We start from the raw sequence: 18561 nt of genomic DNA on the forward strand, positions 1-18561 counted from the left end.
GGGTCTCGGGCGGGGTGGGCGGCGCGGGCGGGCCGGGCGGCGCGGGCCGGCGGAGGGTCGCGGGCGGCGCGGACGGGCGGAGGGTCGCGGGCGGGGTGGGCGGCGTGGGCGGGCCGGGCGGCGCGCCGTCGCCGCCGCGCCACGACGAGGTGCGTCGGGCGTGTTCCGGATTCCGCAACGCAGCCGGCTCACCCGGCGCCGGGAGGGGCGGGACGAGGCGCAGGCGCCCGCGGCGGGCGGCGGCGACGTGCGGCTCGGCGGTCGGGTCGTCGGGCGTGTCGCTCATGCGCGCGCCACCTCCAGACCGAGGTCGCGGACGAGGCGCTCGGCCTGCTCGGCGACGACGCCGCCGCGGATCCACAGGGCGACGGTGCCGTGCGAGCCGGAGGAGGGGTAGAGGCCCATGTCCACGATGTCGATGGTGGCACGCCCGAGTGCGAGGGCGATCTCGGCGACGATCCCCGGGCGGTTGGGGACGAGCACGCGCAGCTCGTGGACCTCTCCGCCGGCGAGGTCTGACTCGAGCAGGCGGCGGCGGTCCTCGCGGGCCGAGTCGTTCCACACCCGGATGCCGTCGTCGTCACCGCCGGCGAGCTGGTCGCGGACGACCGTCAGGCGCGCGACCATGTCGTCGATCGCCGCCACGAGCGCGTCGGCGTTGGCGCGGTAGATGCCACCCCAGACGACCGAGTTCGCGCCCGCGACGCGGGTGACATCGCGGAAGGACGGGCCGGTCGCCGGCAGCCGCTCGCCCTCCGCGCTCAGGACCCGCGCGGCCTGGGCGACGAGCACGTTGGCCAGCACGTGCGGCAGATGTGACACCGACGCCATGACGACGTCGTGGGTCTCGGGCTCGATCGCGGTCGGCCACGCGCCGATCCGCGTGATGAAGCGGTGCAGGCGCTCGTACGCGGTGCCGCGGGTGGTGCCGGTGGGCGTGAGATACCAGGTCGCGTCGGCGAACAGGTCCGCCCGCGCGTGCTCGACCCCGGAGGTCTCCGCACCCGCGAGCGGGTGGCCGCCGATGAAGCGCTCGTCGTCCAATGGGCCGACGACCGCCCGCTTGACCGAGCCCACGTCGGTGACCACGCAGTCCTCGCCGGCGACGTCGAGCACGGAGCGGACCATGTCGGCCAGCATCTGGACGGGCGCGGCGACGAAGGCGAAGTCGGCGCCGTCGACCGCCGCGGCGACGGTGTCGTGGGCCTCCACCACCGCGCCGCGCGCGATCGCCGTCTCGCGCGCCGCCGCCGACGGGTCGTAGCCGCTCACGTGCGCCCCGAGGCGCTGGCGGGCGGCCAGGCCGATCGAGCCACCGATCAGCCCCACGCCGACGACGGCGACCTTCACGCGGCCGCGCTCAGCACTTTCCCCGCGACCGCCGCCGCGCGCTCGACCTGCTCGAGGTACGCCGGGAAGCTCTCGCTGTAGATCTGCTGCGGCCCGTCGCAGATGGCCTCTTCGGGGTTCGGGTGCACCTCGACGATGATCCCGTCCGCGCCCGCCGCCGCGGCGGCCAGCGACAGCGGCAGGACCATGTCGCGACGCCCGGGGGCGTGCGACGGGTCGACGATGACCGGCAGGTGCGAGAGCTCCTTGAGCATCGGGATGGCCATGATGTCGAGCGTGAAGCGGTAGGCGGTCTCGAACGTGCGGATGCCGCGCTCACACAGCATCACGTTCGGATTGCCCTCCTTGAGCACGTACTCGGCGGCCATCAACAGCTCTTCCAGCGTCGAGGACAAACCTCGTTTGATCAATACGGGCTTCCCCGTACGTCCGATCTCGGCCAGCAGCGGGTAGTTCTGCATGTTGCGCGCGCCGACCTGGATCACGTCGGCGACCTCGAGGATCGGCTCGACGTCGCGCGCGTCCATCAGCTCGGTGACGATCGGCAGCCCGGTCTCTGCCTTGGCCTCCGCGAGGATCCGCAGCCCGGCTTCACCCAGGCCCTGGAAGCTGTACGGCGAGGAGCGCGGCTTGTAGGCGCCGCCGCGGAACATCGACGCGCCCGCCTCGGCCACCACCCGCGCGGTCGAGAGCGTCTGCTCGCGCGACTCCACCGTGCACGGGCCGGCGATCATCGAGAAGTGCTCCCCGCCGATCCGGCGGCCGTCGATCTCGATCACCGTGCGCTCGCCATGAGCCGCGAACTGGCGCGAGGAGAGCTTGTACGGCTTCAGGATCGGGACGACCTGCTCGACCCCGGCGTGCTGCTCGAGGTTCAGGCGCTGCACGTGCTCGCGGTCGCCGACCGCGCCGATCACGGTCACCTCTTCGCCGCGCGAGGGGTGCGCCTTGGCGCCACAGCTCTCGATGCGGTCGATGACGGAGAGGATGTCTTCCTCGGTGGCCGTCGGCTTCATGACGATCATCATCTGCGTACTCCTGAAAAGTCCTGGCTGGAAACGGTAACGACGAGTGAGAGCTCCGGCGCTCGGCCCCTGGGCCGTTGATGCGGCGGCGTTCACACGCCGACCGAGCGCCTAGCTAAATCGCCAGGTGGAATACGCGTAGGTACGACCGTACGTCCGGAACCGGTGTGAAGAAGCGGTGATGGCGGACGTACGAGCCATGGCGCGAGGCGCGAGGTTACAGCAACGCGCCCAACGTTTCCAGGAACCGCTCGTTCTCGGCCTGGGTCCCGACCGTGACCCGCAGCGCGCCTTCGCGCCCGAGCGCCCCGCCGGCGCGCACGAGGATTCCGCGCTCGGCCAGGCCGCGCATGACGTCGGCCTCGACGCGCTCCTCACCCAGGTCGAACCAGACGAAGTTCGCCTGCGACTCGGCGGCGGTGATGCCCAACTCGGCCAGCCCGTCGGTGAGCGAGATGCGCTCGGCGAGGTTGCGCTCGACGCGGCGGGTGACCTCGTCCTGGTGCTTCAAGGACTCAAGCGCGGCGGCCTGCGCGGCAGCGTTGCAGAAGAACGGCTGGCGGACCTGGTCGACCGCGGTGCGGAAGTCCTCGGAACCGCACAGCGCGTAGCCGACCCGCAACCCGCAGAGCCCGTAGACCTTCGAGAACGTCCGCAGCAGCACCAGGTTCGGGTGCTTGGCGAGCAGGTCGACCGACTCGTCCGGGTCCTGCAGCACGTTGAACTCGATGTAGGCCTCGTCGAGGATGACCGCGACGTGGCGCGGGACGGAGCGCACGAAGTCCGCGATCTCGTCCAGCGGCAGCGCCGTCGAGGTCGGGTTGTTCGGGTTGCAGACGATCACCAGCCGCGTGGCGGCGGTGATCTCCTCGGCCATCTTGTCCAGCTGGTGGTAGTGCTTGGCGTCGAGCGGGACCTCGATCGCGCGCGCCCCGGACGCCGCGGCGAGGTGCGGGTAGACGCTGAAGGACGGCCACGCGTAGACGAGCTCCGCGCCCGGCTCGAGCAGCGCGTCGCCCGCCGCGAGCAGGATGTCGCAGGAGCCGTTGCCGATCGCGATCCGCGTCGCCGGCACGCCGGTCCGCTCGCTCAGCGCGCGACGCAGCGCGGCGTTGGTCGGATCGGGGTAGCGGTTCAGGCCGGTGAGGGCCTTCGTGACCGCCTCGACCACGGCCGGGATCGGCGGGTACGGGGACTCGTTGGAGGCGAGCTTGGCGATCGGCCCCTCCGAGGCATAGCCATCGGCGGCCGGATAGACGGGGATGCGGCGGACCTTCTCGGCGTACTCGATGGCCATCGTGGCCAAGAGGTTATCGGCGCAACGAGGCCTCGAAGCCGTCCAGCAGCCAGTTCAGGCCGTCCTCGAAGGACTGCATGACGGGCGGGCGGCCCAGCGTCAGGAACTGCTCGAGCATCGGGAACTCCCCGCTCTCGATCAGGTAGCGGATGTGCGGCTCGTTGTAGTCGTCCCGGAAGCGCTCGGCGATCTTGCGGCCGCGGTCCTCGGAGGCCGTGCCGCCCGCGAGCTCCCGCAGCGTGTAGCCGATCGTGTAGTCGTCGACGGCGGTGACGATCCCGGTCAGCCGCGCCGGATCGTGCCCGGCCTCGCCCAGCTCCCGCACGGACTGGGCGGACTGCTCGATGTGGCGCAGGAGGTTCGGCGAGACGCGCGGGCGGTCCTGGAGCGTGGTGAGCATCCACGGGTGCGCGACGAAGGCCGCCCGGCTGTGCTGGGCGATGGCCGTCAGTGCCGGCCGCCAGCCCGCGGGCAGCGACGGCACGAGCATCTCCGCGGCGACCCGGTCCCCCATCAGGTCCAGCAGCTCGTCGCGCGAGTCGAAGTAGTGGTACAGCGACATCGCGCCTGAACGCAGCTCGCGCGCGATCCGCCGGATCGAGACCTCGGCGAGCCCTTCCTCGTCGGCGATCTTGAGCGCCGTCTCGACGATCTGCTTGCGCGACAGCCCGCGGCTGCGCGGCTCAGGCCGAGCCCAGATCGGCGGCTTGGCCTCCCTTGACATTCGTACAGCGTACTACTAGCGTACGCCGTACGATGACGTACGCTGTACGAACCGAAGACCTCGGTCGGCGCTTCGGCGAGACCGAGGCCCTGAGCGGGCTGGACCTGTGCGTCGAGCCGGGGACCGTGCTCGGCCTGCTGGGCCACAACGGCGCCGGCAAGACCACCGCGGTGCGGATCCTCACCACGCTCCTCACCCCCACCTCTGGCCGCGCGCTGGTCGCCGGCCATGACGTCGCCCGCGAGCCGCAGGCGGTGCGCGAGTCGATCTCGCTCGCCGGCCAGCAGGCCTCGCTCGACGAGCGCCTGACCGGGCGCGAGAACCTGCGGCTGCTCGGGCGCCTGCAGAAGCTGACCAAGCGCGATGCGATCGACCGCGCGGCCCAGTTGCTGCGCCGGTTCGGCCTCGAGGACGCCGCCGACCGCCAGGTCGGGACCTACAGCGGCGGCATGCGCCGGCGCCTGGACCTCGCGGCGTGCATGGTCGTCCGCCGGCCCGTGATCTTCCTCGACGAGCCGACGACCGGGCTCGACCCCGGCGCGCGTGCCGAGATGTGGGGAGCGATCGAGGGCTTGGTGCAGGACGGCGCCGCGCTGCTGCTGACCACGCAGTACCTCGAGGAGGCCGACCGCCTCGCCGACGAGATCATCGTCCTGCGCGACGGCAGGACCGTCGCCGCGGGCCGGCCGGCGGAGCTGAAGGCGCGGGTGGGCGAGCGCCGCGTGCACCTGACGATCCCGGGCGACGGCGAGCTCGCCGGGGCGGCCCGGGTGTTCGAGCGCCTCGAGCCGGAGCTCGACGTGCGTGCGCGGCGGCTGAGCATTCCCGCCCCGGATGGGCCGCGCGACCTGCGCGCCGCCCTCGACGCGCTCGAGGCCGCGGGCATCGGCGTCGACGAGGCAGCGCTCTCCCAGCCCACGCTGGACGACGCCTTCTTCGCCCTCGCCGGAGAACGGGAGGCAATCGCCGCATGACCGCGACGCTCAACGAGGTCCGCTTCCTCGCGGGCCGCTCGCTGCGCCACATCCCGCGCATCCCCGAGAAGGCGTTCGGCGCGGTGCTGCTGCCGCTCGTCTTCGTCCTGCTCTTCGCCTACGTCTTCGGCTCCGCCATCGAGGTCCCGGGCGGCGGCGACTACCACTCCTACCTGGTGTCGGGGATCTTCGCCCAGACGATGATCGGCACGCTGCCGGGGATCGCCGTCGGCGTCGCCTCCGACATCCGCTCCGGCCTGATGGACCGGCTGCGGACGCTCCCGATCGCGCGTGGCTCGGTGATCGCCGGCCGCACCGTCGCCGAGCTGGTCGAGCTCTCCGGGGGCGTGGTGGTCGTCGCGCTCTGCGGGCTGGTCGTCGGCTGGGCGCCGCACGGCAGCGTCCTCGAGACCGTCGGCGCGTTCGCCCTGCTGCTCTTCATGGCCTTCGCCTTCACGTGGGCGGGCGTCTGGATCGGCCTGATGGTCCGCGACCCCGACGGCGCCGACGGGATCGTGATGTCGATCATCTTCCCGGCGATGTTCCTGAGCGGGATCTTCGTCCCGGTCGCGGGCCTGCCCGACGGCCTGCGTCAGATCGCCGAGCTGAACCCGCTGACCGCGCTCGCGACCGCGCTGCGGCAGCTCTTCCACTCCCCCACCGGCCCGCTCCCGGACGTCTTCACGCTCCAGCACCCGGTGATCACGTCGTTCATCTGGGCGGGCGTGATCATGGCGGTCTTCATCCCGCTGGCGATCCGCCGCTACCAGCGGATGGGCAAGTGAGCTACTGGGCGCCGGCGAGGTCCAGCCGGAGCTTGACCGCGTCGCCCAGGTAGACGTGCTCGGGCGGTGTGCCGTCCGGCTTGTAGGCGTGGATCAGCACGCGGATGACCTGTGGGAGCGCGCCCGGGACCGGGATCTCGCGGGCGCAGAGCAGCGGTACGGAGGACAGACCCATCTCGCGCGCGGCCACCGCGGGGAACTGGGCGTCGAGGTCCGGCGTGAGCGTGAAGATGCAGCTCACGAGGTCGTCGGCGCCGAGGCCGTTGCGGGACAGGATCTCGCGCATCAGCGCGTCCGTGGCCGAGAGGATCGCCTCGGAGGTGTTCTCGGTGACCGTGTTGGCACCGCGTAGCGCGACCAGCCGCATATGGCGGTCATTCAACCAAGCGAGCGGAGCTGTTCGATCTCCGATGCCTTCAGCTCGCGGAACTCGCCCTCACCGAGGCCGCCGAGCCGCAGCGGGCCGAACTGCACCCGCTCCAGGCGGTGGACCGGGTGACCCACGGCCTCGAGCATCCGCTTGACCTGGTGCTTGCGGCCCTCGTGGATCGTCAGCTCGAGCTGGTTGGAGGAGATCCGGCGCACCTTGGCGGGCGCGGTCGGGCCGTCCTCGAGCTCGACGCCGTCGCGCAGCGTCCGCAGCGCGGGCTCGTTGACGGGCGCGTTGGCGACCCGCGCGCGGTAGGTGCGCGGGACCTCGAAGCGCGGGTGGGTGAGCTTGTGCGCGAGGTCGCCGTCGTTGGTCAGCAGGATCAGCCCGGTCGTGTCGTAGTCGAGGCGTCCGACCGGGTAGAGGCGCTCGCCGGTGCGGACGAGCGAGACGACGGTCGGGCGGCCCTGCGGGTCCTTGGCCGTCGAGAGCACGCCGGCCGGCTTGTTGAGCAGGTAGACGTGATGCGTGGCGGCGGTCTTGACGCGCCGGCCGTCGACCTTGACGCTCTTGGAGTCGTCGACGTCGCGGGCGGGGTCGGTGATGACGGTGCCGTCGACGGTCACGCGGCCGTCGGCGATGATCAGCTCGGAGGCGCGCCGGGAGGCGACGCCGGAGTGGGCGAGGTACTTGGCGAGACGCATGGAAGTCGGCCTGCCACGATAGGTGGCGTGGATTTGCAGTTGCTGAACCAGGTGCTCGAAGGCGAGCCGGCCTTCCGCGCGCGCCAGGTGTGGCGCTGGGCGTCGGGCGGCGCGCACGCCTACGAGGAGATGACCGACCTGCCCGCCGCGCTGCGCGCGAAGCTGGCCGAGGAGGTCCCGTTCAGCACGCTCTCGCTGGTCCGCGAGGCCCACGCCTCCGACGGGACGGTCAAGGCGCTCTTCCACACCCACGACGGCCGCGCCGTCGAGGCGGTCCTGATGCGCTACCGCGACGGCCGCCGCTCGATCTGCGTCTCCTCGCAGTCCGGCTGCCCGCTCACGTGCACGTTCTGCGCCACGGGCACGATGAAGTTCGGCCGCAACCTGACCTCGGCGGAGATCCTGGACCAGGTCCTGCACTTCCGCCGCATCGAGCCGGTCGACCACCTCGTGTTCATGGGCATGGGCGAGCCGATGATGAACCTCGACAACGTGCTCGCCGCCTCGCGGCTGCTGCCCGACGTCGGGATCACCCACCGCCGCACCGGGATCTCGACCGTTGGCTGGGTCCCGGGCATCGAGCGACTGACCGAGAGCGACATGCCGATCCGCCTGGCGCTCTCGCTGCACGCCCCCGAGGACACCCTGCGCTCGCAGATCATGCCGGTCAACGAGCGCTACCCGCTGGCCGAGGTGCTGGGCGCCTGCGAACGTTTTTACGATAAGAAGCGCCGCCAGGTGTTCATCGAGTACGTGATGCTGGCCGGCGTGAACGACGGCTACGCGCAGGCCGTCCAGCTCGCCGAGCTGCTCGATCCGAAGATCTACAAGCTCAACCTGATCCCGTACAACCCGACGGACTCGATCTATGACGGGTCCTCGCGCAACGCGATCGACGCCTTCAAGGCGGCGCTCGAGGAGCACGGGCTGCGGGCCACGGTGCGGCTGACGCGCGGGCGCGACATCGACGCCGCCTGCGGCCAGCTCGCGGCCAAGCAGGCCGTCGCGAATTGACGCGCCCGCGCGCGGTCATCGCCGATGACGAGCTGCTGCTGCGGCAGGGGCTCGAGCGGCTGCTGACCGACGGCGGGGTCGACGTGGTCGCGAGCGCGGGCGACGCAACCGACCTGATCCGCAAGACCCAGGCGCACCGCCCGGACATCGTCATCACCGACGTCCGGATGCCGCCTGAGCTGACCGACGACGGCCTGCGGGCGGCGATCGCGATCCGCCGCGCGCTCCCCGGCACCGGCGTGCTGGTCGTCTCCCAGCACCTGGCCGAGCGCTACGCGCTGCAGCTGCTCGGCAACGACGCCCAGGGTGTCGGCTACCTGCTCAAGGACCGGATCGCCGACCTCGACGACTTCCTCGACGCCGTCCGCACCGTCGCCTCCGGCGGCACCGCGCTGGACGCCGAGGTCGTCGCCCGCATGATGGGCCGCCGCCGGCGCGAGAACCCGCTCGAGCACCTCACCCCGCGCGAACGCGACGTCCTGGCGCTGATCGTCGAAGGCCTCTCCAACCACGGCATCGCCGAGCGCCTGCACGTCGGGCCGCACGCGGTCGAGAAGCACGTCACGAGCATCTTCGAGAAGCTCGAACTGGGCCACGACCGCGCCGATCACCGCCGCGTGCTCGCCGTACTGAAGGTGCTCAGGGCGTCCTAGCAGGCGTCGTAGCCGAGGGCGTTGGCGATCGCGGTGCGCTTCGCGACGCCGAGCGGCTCGCCTGAGACCGCCTTGGGGATCGGGTTGACGTTGACGATCACGCCCGCGTGCCGTCGGCCGTCCTCGCTGTTGAGGAACTCGCTGCTGAAGCCCGGGAGATCGCCGCCGTTGCCCCAGACCGCGCCGCACCGCGGGCCGTACTGCGTCCAGCGGAAGATGCCGAGCCCGTAGCTGCCCGGGTAGCCCTTGGCGATCGGAACGGTGGTCTTCATCGCCTGCAGCTGCTCGGCGGGCAGCAGCTTGCCGCCCAGCAGGCCGCGCCAGAAGCGTGCCATGTCGGGCGCCGTGGTCACCGCGCCGCCGCCGGCCCAGCCCGCGGAGGCATTGAAGTCCGTCACGTCGCGCAACGTCCCGCCGACGTCGCCGTAGCCGTGCGTATGCCGCCCGCGGATCGCCGGCGTCGCCCCCGGGAGGTAGGTGTCGCGCATGCCCAATGGCTTGAAGATGCGCCGCGCGAGCTGCTCCCCCACGCTCTCGCCCGAGGCGCGCTCGATCATCATCCCGGCCAGGATGTAGCCCGTCGTCGAGTAGTTCCAGCCCGCGCCGGGAGCGAAGTCGGGGGTGTCCTTGACCATCGCGACGAGCTCGCGCGGCGTGTAGTCGCGTGTCAGGGCAGCGTGGTCGGCGACCATCTTGGGCTCGAGCCCGGGGACGTAGTCCGGAACCCCGCTGGTCATGTTCAGCAGCTGGCGCAGGTTGACCTGATCGCCGTACGGCAGGACTCCGGGCAGCCAGTGCTCGACCGTGTCCGACAGCGACAGCTTGCGCTCGGCGACGAACTGCAGCGCGAGCGTCGCGACCATCGTCTTGGTGTTGCTGCCGGCGCGGAAGCGATCGGTCGGGCGCAGCGCCCGCCGACTCGCGGTGTCGGCGACCCCGGACGCCTTGAGCGAGAGGCCGTGACCGTCGTCGACGGATGCGATGACACCAGGCGATCCGGCGGCGACGATCTGCCGCAGCTCGGACTCCAACGTGGGACGCGGGGGTGCGGCCCGTGTCGTGGGCGTCTGATCGGCGTGGCCGCAGGCGGCGACGGCGAGCGCCGGGAGCACTGCCACGGCTGCGAGGGCGATGGCTCTTGGGTGCGGTCTCATGGTCGTCCAGCATCGGGATCGCCGCAGGGCCTCACCATCGTGCTCGCCGGGGTGGCGCCATTCCCGTCCCGGCACGGGCACGTTCGCCGATGCGCCGTGGCGGCGCGTGCTGGCCGTACGTCGGTCAGGCGATCGGGAGCGAGGCGACGATCGTCGTCCCGCGGCCGGGCGGGGAGTCGACGGTCAGCGTGCCGCCGAGCGCGCCGACGCGGTCGGCGAGGCCGTGCAGGCCGCTGCCGCCGAGCGGATCGGCTCCACCGCGGCCGTCGTCCGAGACGGTCACGACCAACCGCCCGTTCTCACGCCCGGCGGCGACGTGGACCGCGGAGGCGTTCGCGTGCTTGGCGGCGTTGGCCAGCGCCTCGGAGACGACGAAGTAGGCCGCGGCCTCGACGTCGGCGGGGTGTCGTTCCTCGATGACTTCGAGGTCGACCGGGAGCGCGGCGTCGGCCGTCAGGTCCTCGAGCGCGGCGGCGAGACCGTGGTCGGTGAGGACGGCGGGATGGATGCCGGCGGCGAGGTCGCGCAGCTCGCGGACGGCGCGGCGGGTCTCCTCGGCGGCGGCGTCGAGGACGGGCGAGGGGGCGGAGCGGCGCGCCTCCTCGATCCGCAGCAATGCCTGGACGAGCCGCTGCTGCGCGCCGTCGTGCAGGTCGCGGACGATCCGGCGGCGCTCCTCGGCGGCCGCGGACACGATGCGGGCGCGCGACGCGGCCAGTTCCTCCGCCCGCGCCTGCTCGGCCACGGCGCGGGCGTTGTTGGCCTCGGCCTCGAGCTGGGCGGAGATGTCACGGAAGACGACGACCGCGCCGTTGCCCTCCTCGGTGGCGAAGGGCGCGCTGGCGTAGCCGACCGGGACCATCGTGCCGTCGCGGCGGACGAACCAGTCCTGCTCGACGCGGATCGGGCGCCCGGCGTGGCGGGCGTTGAGCAGCGGGCACTCGGACGCGGGGAACGGCGTGCCGTCGGGGCGGGAGTGGTGGATCGTCGAGTGGCTGTCGCGGCCGATCAGCTCGTCGGCCGAGTCATAGCCGAGCACGGCGACGCCCGCCGGGTTGACGAAGCGCACCTCGCCGTGCACGCCGACCAGGTAGATGGCGTCGGCCACCGTTGCCAGGAGGGCGTCCAGCAGGTCATTCACGCACTCACGATTATCCGGGAAATCACGACGAGCGGACAACGAGCCAGATCGCGTGCGCGGGCTCGGCGGCCGGATTGGCCCATGAGTGGGCCAGCAGCGTGCGGAAGTGGATCGAGTCACCGGCGCCGACGGGGTACTCGCGACCGTCGACGGTGAACCGCATCCGGCCGGTCAGGACGATCACCAGCTCCTCGCCCGGATGGCTCATCGGCGTCGGGCCGCTGTCGGCGTAGGGCTCGATCACCGCGTCGGCGCCGGCGATCAGGAACGGGCCGTAGCGACCTGAGATATTGCGCAGCTCCAGCCCCTGCTTGGAGGTGAAGACCTTCGCGCGCTCGTCCTGGCGGACGAGGTTGACGTCAGGCGTGTCCGGCTCCTCGACGAAGAACGACACGCTGCGCCCGAGCGCCGCCGCGATCTTCATCAGGCTCGCGATCGTCGGCGTCATGCCGCTCTTCTCGATCTTGTGCACGGCGGCGGGCGACATCCCCGCGCGCTGGGCGAGTTGCGCCAGCGACCAGCCACGCTCGGCCCGTTCGGCCGCCACCTTCGCCCCGAGACCGGAGACCTTGCGTTCGATCTCCCCTAGCGCTGCCGCGGCGTCGTCGGACACGCGGAATGATCCTACTTCGGCGGCTTCCAGGGCTGGCCGGGCTCGCGCGGAGGCGGCGTCCAGCCCTTGGCCGTCATCTGCAGCGTGTCCATCGCGCGCCGCTTGACCGCCCACGGGACGCGCTTGTAGAGCGGGACGAAGAGCAACCGCCAGGCGCGGCCGTCGGTGCCCTTATAGGGCGCCACCGTCCCCGGTGCGCCCTTGCCCAGCCGGCGTACGGAGTCCTGGAGCAGATAGTGCTCGGACCGCTCGCGCAGGCGTTGCTTGAGCTGGCTCATCACCGCAGCGCCGCGAGGCCGTTCTGGGCAGCGATGGCGATCGGCTCGAAGAGCGCGCCGATCGGCGGCGAGTAGATGTTCTCCATCCACGCCAGGTCGTCGAGCGTCGCGCCACGCTTGGCCGCGAAGGCGAGGAAGTCCGAGCGCTCCTTGACCCCCTCCCCACCGTGGATCTGGGCGCCGATGATCTTGTGCGTGTCCGGCTCGGCGAGGAGCTTGACGTGGGTGCGGGTCGCGCCCGGGAAGTAGCGGGCGCGCGAGACGCCGACGCCCTTGGCGACCACGTATGGGACGCCCATCGCGGTCGCAAGCGTCTCGCCGATCGAGAAGCCGCCGATCGTGTAGTCGCCGGCGACCATCCCCCACGGGATCCAGACCGGGTCGTAGACGAGGTCCTGCCCGGCGATGTTGAACGCGGCGACGCGCCCCTGTCCGTAGGCGTGCGAGCCCGTCAGCCCGCGGATCGGCAGCATCGAGAGCCCGTGCGGGACCTCGACGACGTCGCCCGCCGCCCACACGTTCGGCTTGGACGTGCGCATGCGCTCGTCGACCATGATCGCGCCGGTCGTGCCGAGCTTGACCCCGGCGGCCTGCGCGAGCCCCGCGCTCGGGACCTTGTGCAGGCAGACGATCACCGCGTCGCACTCGAGCTCGCCCGCGCTCGTCTGGACGGCGCGTACGCGCTCGTCGCCCACGAAGCCCTCGACCTTGGTGCCGAAATGGAGCTTCACGCCGCGGTTGATCAGCGACTCGTGCACGGGCTCGGCGACATCGGGGTCCAGCAGCTCGCTCAACGCCCACGGGCCTTCGTCGACGAAGTCGACCTCGAGCCCGCGGTGGCCGAGGTTGCCGGCCATCTCGACGCCGATCGGCGTGCCGCCGAAGACGACGATCTTCTTCATGGAGTCCAGTTCCTTGTCGAACTCCATCGCGGCGCGGATGTCCTTGACGTAGTGCAGCCCGGGCAGGTTGGAGCCGGGCACGCTCGGCTTCTCCCACGTCCAGCCGGTGCAGATCGCGAGCTTGTCGAAGCCCTCGTGGGTGTTGCGCGCGGTGACCGTGCCGCGGTCGAGGTCGATGTCGGTGACCGTGGTCTCCATGCGCATGTCGAGGCCGTCCTCGACGTAGCGCTCGACCGTGGAGAGGAACAGCGACTCGAACTTGTCGATCTCGCGGCCGTGGACGAACGGGATGCCACACGGCGAGTACGCGATGTCCGGGAACTCGGTGAACAGCGTGACCTTGAGGTTCGGGTTCAGCCGCTTGGCGATCGTGGCCGTCGCGGTGCCCGCGCCACCACCCCCGATGACGATCAGCCGCTCACTCATGAATCCTCCGTTCGGTACTCGATGTCAGGCGGCGCGGCGAACGTGTTCGAGACCCAGCAGAGCCGCCGGGCCCGCGCCATGTAGGGATCAAGCGGGACGTCGGCGCGCGCGGTGACGAGCATGCGCCCGTAGCGCAGCTCGCGGCCGGCGCGCTCCGCTTCGACCTCGACGGTCAGCCCGGGCAGCTCCTCGCCCTTCCCGCGGGCGACGTGGCCGAGCGCGAGCGCGAAGCAGCTCGCCAGGCCCGCGGCGACCAACTCGGTGGGCATCGAGCCGGTGTTCTCGCCCATCGGCTCGGGCTCGTCGACGGCGATCGTGTGGCCGCGCACGTCGACCGTGGCCGAGTAGCCGCCGTTGAAGGTCGCGGACACCTTCACCGCGCCACGCTCCCCACGGCCTCGTAGGCCGCCTCGTGCTCGGCGCCGGAGCGGTCCCAGCCGAATTGGGCCACGACCTCGTCGCCGCCGTCGCGCAGGCGGGCTCGCAGGTTCGGGTCGCGGGCGACGCGGGTCATCGCCGCGGCCAGCGCCTCGGCGTCGCCCACGGGGTGCAGCAGCGCGCTGCGCCCGTGGGTGAGGAAGCCGCGGAAGACCTCGATGTCGGAGGCGACCAGCGGGAGGCCGGCCGCGAGCGCCTCCAGCGCCGCGAGGCCGAAGCCCTCCTTGACCGAAGGGAACGCGAAGACGTCGGCGGCGCGGAACAGCTGCTCGATCTCGTCGGGCTCGAGCGGGCCGAGGCGGCGCACGTGGCGGGTCAGGCCGAGCTCCCTCAGGCGCTCCTCGAAGCGGTCGATCTCGTGCCGGTAGTCGAAGAGCGTCACGCCGCCGGCGATCAGCAGCAGCGGGTCGCGGTAGGCAAGCGTCTCGCGCAGGCGGGCGAAGCCGTCGAGCAGCGTGAGTGAGCCCTTGCGCGGCTCGACACCGCCGACGGTGAGGACGGTCAGGCGGTCCTCGACGCCCGCGGCGCGGCGGGCGGCGGCGCGCTCGGCGGCGTCGCGCGGCGGGCGGAAGCGGTGCGTGTCGACCCCGTTGCGGACGAGCCCGGCGCTGACGCCGAACTCGTCGCGCAGCCTCCTGACCCAGGGCGGGGAGACGCAGAGGACGTGGTCGGGGCTGACGATCGACCGGTCCTGGCACTCGACCAGCGACGGCGAGGTGAAGTCGTCGACGTGATGGACGGTGCGGATCACGTGCTCGATCGCGCCCTCGTCGCGCAGGATCAGCGCGGCATTGGCCGACAGGCAGTCCTGGGCGTGGACGATGTCGAAGCTCCCGCCGCCGAGCAGGGGTTTCAGCCCGTCGGCGTAGGCCTCGATCATGCCCTCGATGCGGCGGTCGAACGGGCCGTCGGCCGGCGTGTGGCGGACGATCCGCGTCGGTACCGGCGTGTCGCGGAAGAACGCGTCGCCGGGGCGGCCGAGCGCCATCAGCTCGACCTCGTGTCCGCGTCGCTGGAGCGCCTCGGCGACCTCGACCGCGTGCACCACGCCACCGCGCGGCTTCACCGAGTAGGTGAGCATCGCGATCCTCATGCGACGGCTCGTCTCGCGAGGCGTGCCGCGGCGGCATTCGTCGGGGCGACGATCACGCCCGCCGCGCGCAGGGTCTCCTCCTGGCGGCCGGCGTGCTGGGGATCGGAGTCCGTGCCACAGACGTGGGCGATGACCGGGATCCGGGTGCTGAGCCGCGCGAGCGCCGCCGCGAGGCCGCCCGCGGGGTCGGGGTGCGAGCCGTGCCCGATCACGACGTCGAGCAGGACGCAGCCGAGGCCGTCGCGCTCCGCGGCCTGCTCGAGGAACTGCAGGCGCACCTCGAGGTCGACCATCGGGTGCGGGCGGCCCTGGGTGTACTCCTCCTCCCCCAGGTCGAAGATCTCGTGCGGACCGCCCCCGTGGCCGGCGTTGCCGCCGATCGGACCGAGGACCGGTTCGAGGATCGTCACCGCCTCGTGGGCGAGCGAGCCGCCCGAGTACAGGCCGAGCAGCGTGCCGCCGCAGCGGCGGGCGTCGACGAGCGCCTCGAGGTCGTCGACGTTCGGCGCCTCGACGTTGGCCGCGGCGAACGCGCCCGCGTCGAGCGTCGCGTGGATCTCGAACGGGGCGTCAGGGGAATCCCAGCCGACGAAGGCGGCGACGACGCGCTTGCCGTTGACATCGACGTCGGCGAGCCGCTGGACGACCTCGGGCGCAGGCGGCTTGGAGACCAGCAGCAGGGTGTCGGTGTCCGCGTCGGCGGCGAGCATCCGCATCGCCTCGCCGAACATGATCCCCCCGACCTCGAGGGACAGGTCGCGCCCACCGACGCCGACGATCTGCGAGACGCCGACCTCCGCGCCGTCGAGCAGGCTCGCGGCTTCCTGCGCGCCGGTCCCGGCGGCGGCGACGATCCCGACGCTGCCGGCCCTGACGACGTTGGCGAAGCCGAGTCCGACCGTCCCGAGCATCGCGGTGCCACAGCCCGGGCCCATGACCAGCAGGCCGAGCTCCGCGCCGCGGCGCTTGAGCTCCACCTCGTCCTGCTCTGAGACATGGTCGGAGAAGAGGAAGACGTGCATGCCCTGCGTGAGCGCGCGGTGCGCCTCGAGCGTGGCGAACTCGCCGGGGACGGAGATCAGGGCGACGTTGGCCTCGGTGAGCGCGCGGGCGGCGGCGGGCAGCGAGCGCGGCGGCTCCTCGGCCGGCCCGTCCGAGGTTGCCGGAGGCGCGGTGAGGTCGTGCTCGGCACCGTCGAGCGCGGACTCCGGCCCTTCGAGGGCGATCACGATGTCACTCGGTCCCGCGTCGCACGTGACACCGAGGGCGGCGAGCGTCTCGAGGTTGGCGGGCGTGCCGATCGCGACCTCCGCGCGCCCGTGGGCGCGCAGGTCCTTCGCCACCTTCATGAGCTTGACGCTGTCCACGTAGCGGTTGCGGACGACCCGCACGGACCAGCTCATGCCGCGACCGCGAGCGTGGGAACCACCCACGTTCCACCCCTGCCGCCGACCGCGCCGACGAGGGTCTCGGCGTCGGTGATCAACGCGCGGCCGCCGCCCGACTCCTGGACGAAGCGCGCCGCCGACTCCATCTTGGGCCCCATGCTCCCCGCCGGGAAGTCGCCCTCGGCCAGGCCGCGCGCGACGTCTGGCGCGGTCATCCGGGAGAGCGTGCGCTCCCAGCGGGTGCCGAAGTCCAGCGACACCTGCGGGACGCCCGTGAGCAGCACCAGCACGTCGGCGTGGATGTCGACCGCCAGGCGCTCGGAGCAGCGGTCCTTGTCGATCACGCCCGCCACGCCGGTGACCGCCAGCCCCTCGACCGAGACCGGGATCCCGCCGCCGCCGCACGAGATGACGACGGTCCCGCGCTCGAGCAGCGCGACCACGTTCTCCTCGCCGAAGACCTTGATCGGATGCGGGCTCCCGACGACCCGCCGCCAGCCGCGGCCGGAGTCCGGCGCGACGTCCCAGCCGAAGCGCTCGGCGCGCGCCTTCGCCTCCGTCTCGTCGTAGAACGGGCCGACCGGCTTGGTCGGGTTCGCGAACGCCTCGTCGGCCGGATCCACGAGCACGCGCGTGAGCAGGCACGCGGTCGGGACGCGCGGATCGAGCGCCGCGAACGCGCTCTCGAGCAGGTAGCCGATCTGGCCCTGTGTCATCGCGATCAGGGCGTCCAGCGGGAGCGGCGCAGCCTCGCCCTCGCCCGCGGCGTTCTGGAGCAGCAACGCGCCCACCTGCGGGCCGTTTCCGTGTGTCAGCACGACCTCGTGGCCGGCCGCCCGCAGCTCGAGCACGGCCTGCGCGATCTCGCGCACATTGGCCAGCTGCTCGGGCCAGGTGCCCGCCTGATCGGCCCGGATGAGGGCGTTGCCACCGACTGCGACGACGATGCGCACTCGCTCGAACTCCTCCTCTTGAGTGGCTTGCGTTTCCTATCGTATATGCGGCCTCCCGGGGCGAGCGTTGGGTTTTCCCACCGATTTGGCTACACCAGGTTGCGGCGCGTTCACGATCCGATACGTTCGCAATCGTTCGTTTCGATCCCATGGGGAGGACACGTGGCGAAGTCCGACGTAATCCAGCGGCCTGACGCGGGCACCGAGCTTTTCGACACCTCGGAGAAGATCTTTCCCGACGTCAAGGCCGAGCCCGGCGAGAGCGCCTACACGTTCATGCACACGGTCCCGTACGAGGGATCGGTCGGTCTGGTCAACCTGCTCACGACCACCCGCGTCCAGCGCAAGGGGTTCAAGACGCACCTGGTGCTCTACGGACCGGGCGTGCTGATGGCCTCCGGCTCGCGCGGGTTCCCGAAGGTCGGCGATGAGGCCTTCCCGGGCCACATGGCCATCAACAACCAGCTGCGCACGTTCATGGACGAGGGCGGGACCGTGTACGCCTGTCGCTTCGCGTCCGGTGCGCTGTACGGGTTCCCGGAGAACCTGCTGATGGAAGGCGTCAAGCCGTTCCACCCGCTCGACGTACTCGACGCCGCGCTGACAGCGTGGCGCGACAAGGCGTTCCAGCTCAACACCTGGACCGTCTGAGCACATGCTCGTGCTGGACCGCGAAGCCGCAGTCGAACACTGGCGGCGCGCCGAGGCGCGGATCTATCCCTCCGTGATGGTCAACGCCGAGCTCTACCAGCAGTACATCGGCGTCGTGCGAGCCGTCGCCGAGGAGCTGCGCGACGTGCGCACCGAGGACGACCTCGTCGCGGCCTGGCACGAACGCGGCGACGTGGTGCGGGAGGTCGTCTCCCGCTCCGCTCCGCCGATGCTGGCGATCATGGACCTCGGCGCCGTGCGCGACGCGGCGTTCTGTCATCGCCACCGCGAGCTCACGCGCGAGCAGGGCAAGGCGCTGGCCGCCGAGCGGCTGCTGCGCGCGCGGATGTCAGGAGCCGAGTGGGTCGTCCTGTTCGAGGACGTCACGCCGCTCGGCTCCCACCGGCTCGAGATGCACGTCGCCTCCGGGCGCGCGATGCACGCCGCGGCCGAGCTGCCGCTCGACGCCGGCAAGCCGAAGTTCACGCTCGAGGTCGTCCAACTGGACCCGGCCGACGGTGCGTGGCAGCTGGACAAGGCACCGGCGATGCCGGAGCAGACCTTCGACACGCGAGAGGAATGGGAGGCGCGCATCGAGCAGGCCCGCGTCCTGTTCGGGAGGCGCTGA

At 71.8% G+C, this 18561-nt stretch carries 21 protein-coding genes and 1 pseudogene; 6 read left to right on the forward strand and 16 right to left on the reverse strand.

Features of this window, described 5'->3' with window-relative positions:
* The 5 genes and pseudogenes from G569_RS47055 to G569_RS47060 form a co-directional block, all read right to left on the reverse strand.
* A pseudogene (locus G569_RS47055) lies at positions 1 to 286 on the reverse strand (hypothetical protein); the annotation flags it as partial.
* Positions 283 to 1350, reverse strand: a complete 1068-nt coding sequence (locus G569_RS0109935) for a prephenate dehydrogenase/arogenate dehydrogenase family protein (RefSeq protein WP_028063303.1) — start codon at positions 1348 to 1350, stop codon at positions 283 to 285. The gene G569_RS0109935 and the pseudogene G569_RS47055, both read right to left, overlap by 4 nt.
* On the reverse strand, positions 1347 to 2378 hold the full coding sequence (aroF, locus tag G569_RS0109940) for a 3-deoxy-7-phosphoheptulonate synthase (RefSeq protein WP_028063304.1): 1032 nt from the start codon (positions 2376 to 2378) through the stop codon (positions 1347 to 1349). Before aroF ends, G569_RS0109935 begins: the two co-directional genes overlap by 4 nt.
* Positions 2379 to 2592: 214 nt before the next feature.
* On the reverse strand, positions 2593 to 3672 hold the full coding sequence (gene hisC / locus G569_RS0109945) for a histidinol-phosphate transaminase (RefSeq protein WP_028063305.1): 1080 nt from the start codon (positions 3670 to 3672) through the stop codon (positions 2593 to 2595).
* Positions 3673 to 3685: 13 nt separating this feature from the next.
* Complete coding sequence (locus G569_RS47060; protein ID WP_037495791.1) at positions 3686 to 4396, reverse strand: TetR/AcrR family transcriptional regulator; 711 nt, start codon at positions 4394 to 4396, stop codon at positions 3686 to 3688.
* A gap of 32 nt (positions 4397 to 4428) precedes the next feature.
* Between G569_RS47060 and G569_RS0109955 the strand changes: the two genes are divergently transcribed.
* Complete coding sequence (locus tag G569_RS0109955; protein WP_028063306.1) at positions 4429 to 5370, forward strand: ATP-binding cassette domain-containing protein; 942 nt, start codon at positions 4429 to 4431, stop codon at positions 5368 to 5370.
* Positions 5367 to 6155, forward strand: coding sequence for an ABC transporter permease (locus G569_RS47065; RefSeq protein ID WP_037495792.1), 789 nt, complete (start codon positions 5367 to 5369; stop codon positions 6153 to 6155). The genes G569_RS0109955 and G569_RS47065 overlap by 4 nt, the downstream gene beginning before the upstream one ends.
* 1 nt (position 6156) lies before the next feature.
* Here the strand turns inward: G569_RS47065 and aroH are convergent, their stop codons facing one another.
* Both aroH and G569_RS0109970 read right to left on the reverse strand, forming a co-directional pair.
* On the reverse strand, positions 6157 to 6537 hold the full coding sequence (gene aroH / locus G569_RS0109965) for a chorismate mutase (protein ID WP_245602464.1): 381 nt from the start codon (positions 6535 to 6537) through the stop codon (positions 6157 to 6159).
* Complete coding sequence (locus G569_RS0109970; RefSeq protein ID WP_028063308.1) at positions 6534 to 7229, reverse strand: pseudouridine synthase; 696 nt, start codon at positions 7227 to 7229, stop codon at positions 6534 to 6536. The genes aroH and G569_RS0109970 overlap by 4 nt, the downstream gene beginning before the upstream one ends.
* Positions 7230 to 7256: 27 nt before the next feature.
* Here G569_RS0109970 and rlmN point away from each other — a divergent pair, with 27 nt between their 5' ends.
* Positions 7257 to 8243: a dual-specificity RNA methyltransferase RlmN gene (rlmN, locus tag G569_RS0109975; RefSeq protein WP_169542111.1), complete on the forward strand. Its 987-nt coding sequence runs from the start codon at positions 7257 to 7259 to the stop codon at positions 8241 to 8243.
* Positions 8240 to 8896, forward strand: a complete 657-nt coding sequence (locus G569_RS0109980; RefSeq protein ID WP_028063310.1) for a response regulator transcription factor — start codon at positions 8240 to 8242, stop codon at positions 8894 to 8896. Before rlmN ends, G569_RS0109980 begins: the two co-directional genes overlap by 4 nt.
* Here the strand turns inward: G569_RS0109980 and G569_RS47070 are convergent.
* The 9 genes from G569_RS47070 to G569_RS0110025 form a co-directional block, all read right to left on the reverse strand.
* Positions 8893 to 10014: a serine hydrolase domain-containing protein gene (locus G569_RS47070; protein ID WP_169542112.1), complete on the reverse strand. Its 1122-nt coding sequence runs from the start codon at positions 10012 to 10014 to the stop codon at positions 8893 to 8895. The genes G569_RS0109980 and G569_RS47070 overlap by 4 nt on opposite strands.
* A gap of 160 nt (positions 10015 to 10174) precedes the next feature.
* Positions 10175 to 11191 (reverse strand): PAS domain-containing sensor histidine kinase, encoded by a 1017-nt coding sequence (locus tag G569_RS0109990; protein WP_064750308.1) that lies wholly within the window; start codon positions 11189 to 11191, stop codon positions 10175 to 10177.
* Between the two features lie 22 nt (positions 11192 to 11213).
* On the reverse strand, positions 11214 to 11804 hold the full coding sequence (locus tag G569_RS0109995) for a helix-turn-helix domain-containing protein (protein WP_028063312.1): 591 nt from the start codon (positions 11802 to 11804) through the stop codon (positions 11214 to 11216).
* A gap of 11 nt (positions 11805 to 11815) precedes the next feature.
* Positions 11816 to 12082: a hypothetical protein gene (locus G569_RS0110000; protein ID WP_028063313.1), complete on the reverse strand. Its 267-nt coding sequence runs from the start codon at positions 12080 to 12082 to the stop codon at positions 11816 to 11818.
* The gene (locus G569_RS0110005) at positions 12082 to 13410 is read right to left on the reverse strand and encodes an FAD-dependent oxidoreductase (RefSeq protein WP_028063314.1); all 1329 of its coding nucleotides are present in this window, start codon (positions 13408 to 13410) and stop codon (positions 12082 to 12084) included. The genes G569_RS0110000 and G569_RS0110005 overlap by 1 nt, the downstream gene beginning before the upstream one ends.
* Positions 13407 to 13787 (reverse strand): OsmC family protein, encoded by a 381-nt coding sequence (locus G569_RS47075; RefSeq protein WP_053226129.1) that lies wholly within the window; start codon positions 13785 to 13787, stop codon positions 13407 to 13409. Before G569_RS47075 ends, G569_RS0110005 begins: the two co-directional genes overlap by 4 nt.
* On the reverse strand, positions 13784 to 14941 hold the full coding sequence (locus G569_RS47080; protein ID WP_053226130.1) for an MSMEG_0565 family glycosyltransferase: 1158 nt from the start codon (positions 14939 to 14941) through the stop codon (positions 13784 to 13786). Before G569_RS47080 ends, G569_RS47075 begins: the two co-directional genes overlap by 4 nt.
* On the reverse strand, positions 14938 to 16344 hold the full coding sequence (locus tag G569_RS47085; RefSeq protein WP_037495795.1) for an AllF/FdrA family protein: 1407 nt from the start codon (positions 16342 to 16344) through the stop codon (positions 14938 to 14940). The genes G569_RS47080 and G569_RS47085 overlap by 4 nt, the downstream gene beginning before the upstream one ends.
* On the reverse strand, positions 16341 to 17282 hold the full coding sequence (locus G569_RS0110025; protein WP_028063315.1) for a carbamate kinase: 942 nt from the start codon (positions 17280 to 17282) through the stop codon (positions 16341 to 16343). The genes G569_RS47085 and G569_RS0110025 overlap by 4 nt, the downstream gene beginning before the upstream one ends.
* A 162-nt stretch (positions 17283 to 17444) precedes the next feature.
* Between G569_RS0110025 and G569_RS0110030 the strand changes: the two genes are divergently transcribed.
* Positions 17445 to 17933: an MSMEG_0572/Sll0783 family nitrogen starvation response protein gene (locus G569_RS0110030; RefSeq protein WP_053226131.1), complete on the forward strand. Its 489-nt coding sequence runs from the start codon at positions 17445 to 17447 to the stop codon at positions 17931 to 17933.
* A gap of 4 nt (positions 17934 to 17937) precedes the next feature.
* Positions 17938 to 18561 (forward strand): hypothetical protein, encoded by a 624-nt coding sequence (locus tag G569_RS0110035; RefSeq protein WP_028063317.1) that lies wholly within the window; start codon positions 17938 to 17940, stop codon positions 18559 to 18561.

This window comes from Solirubrobacter soli DSM 22325 (assembly GCF_000423665.1).
Taxonomy (GTDB): Bacteria; Actinomycetota; Thermoleophilia; order Solirubrobacterales; family Solirubrobacteraceae; genus Solirubrobacter; species Solirubrobacter soli.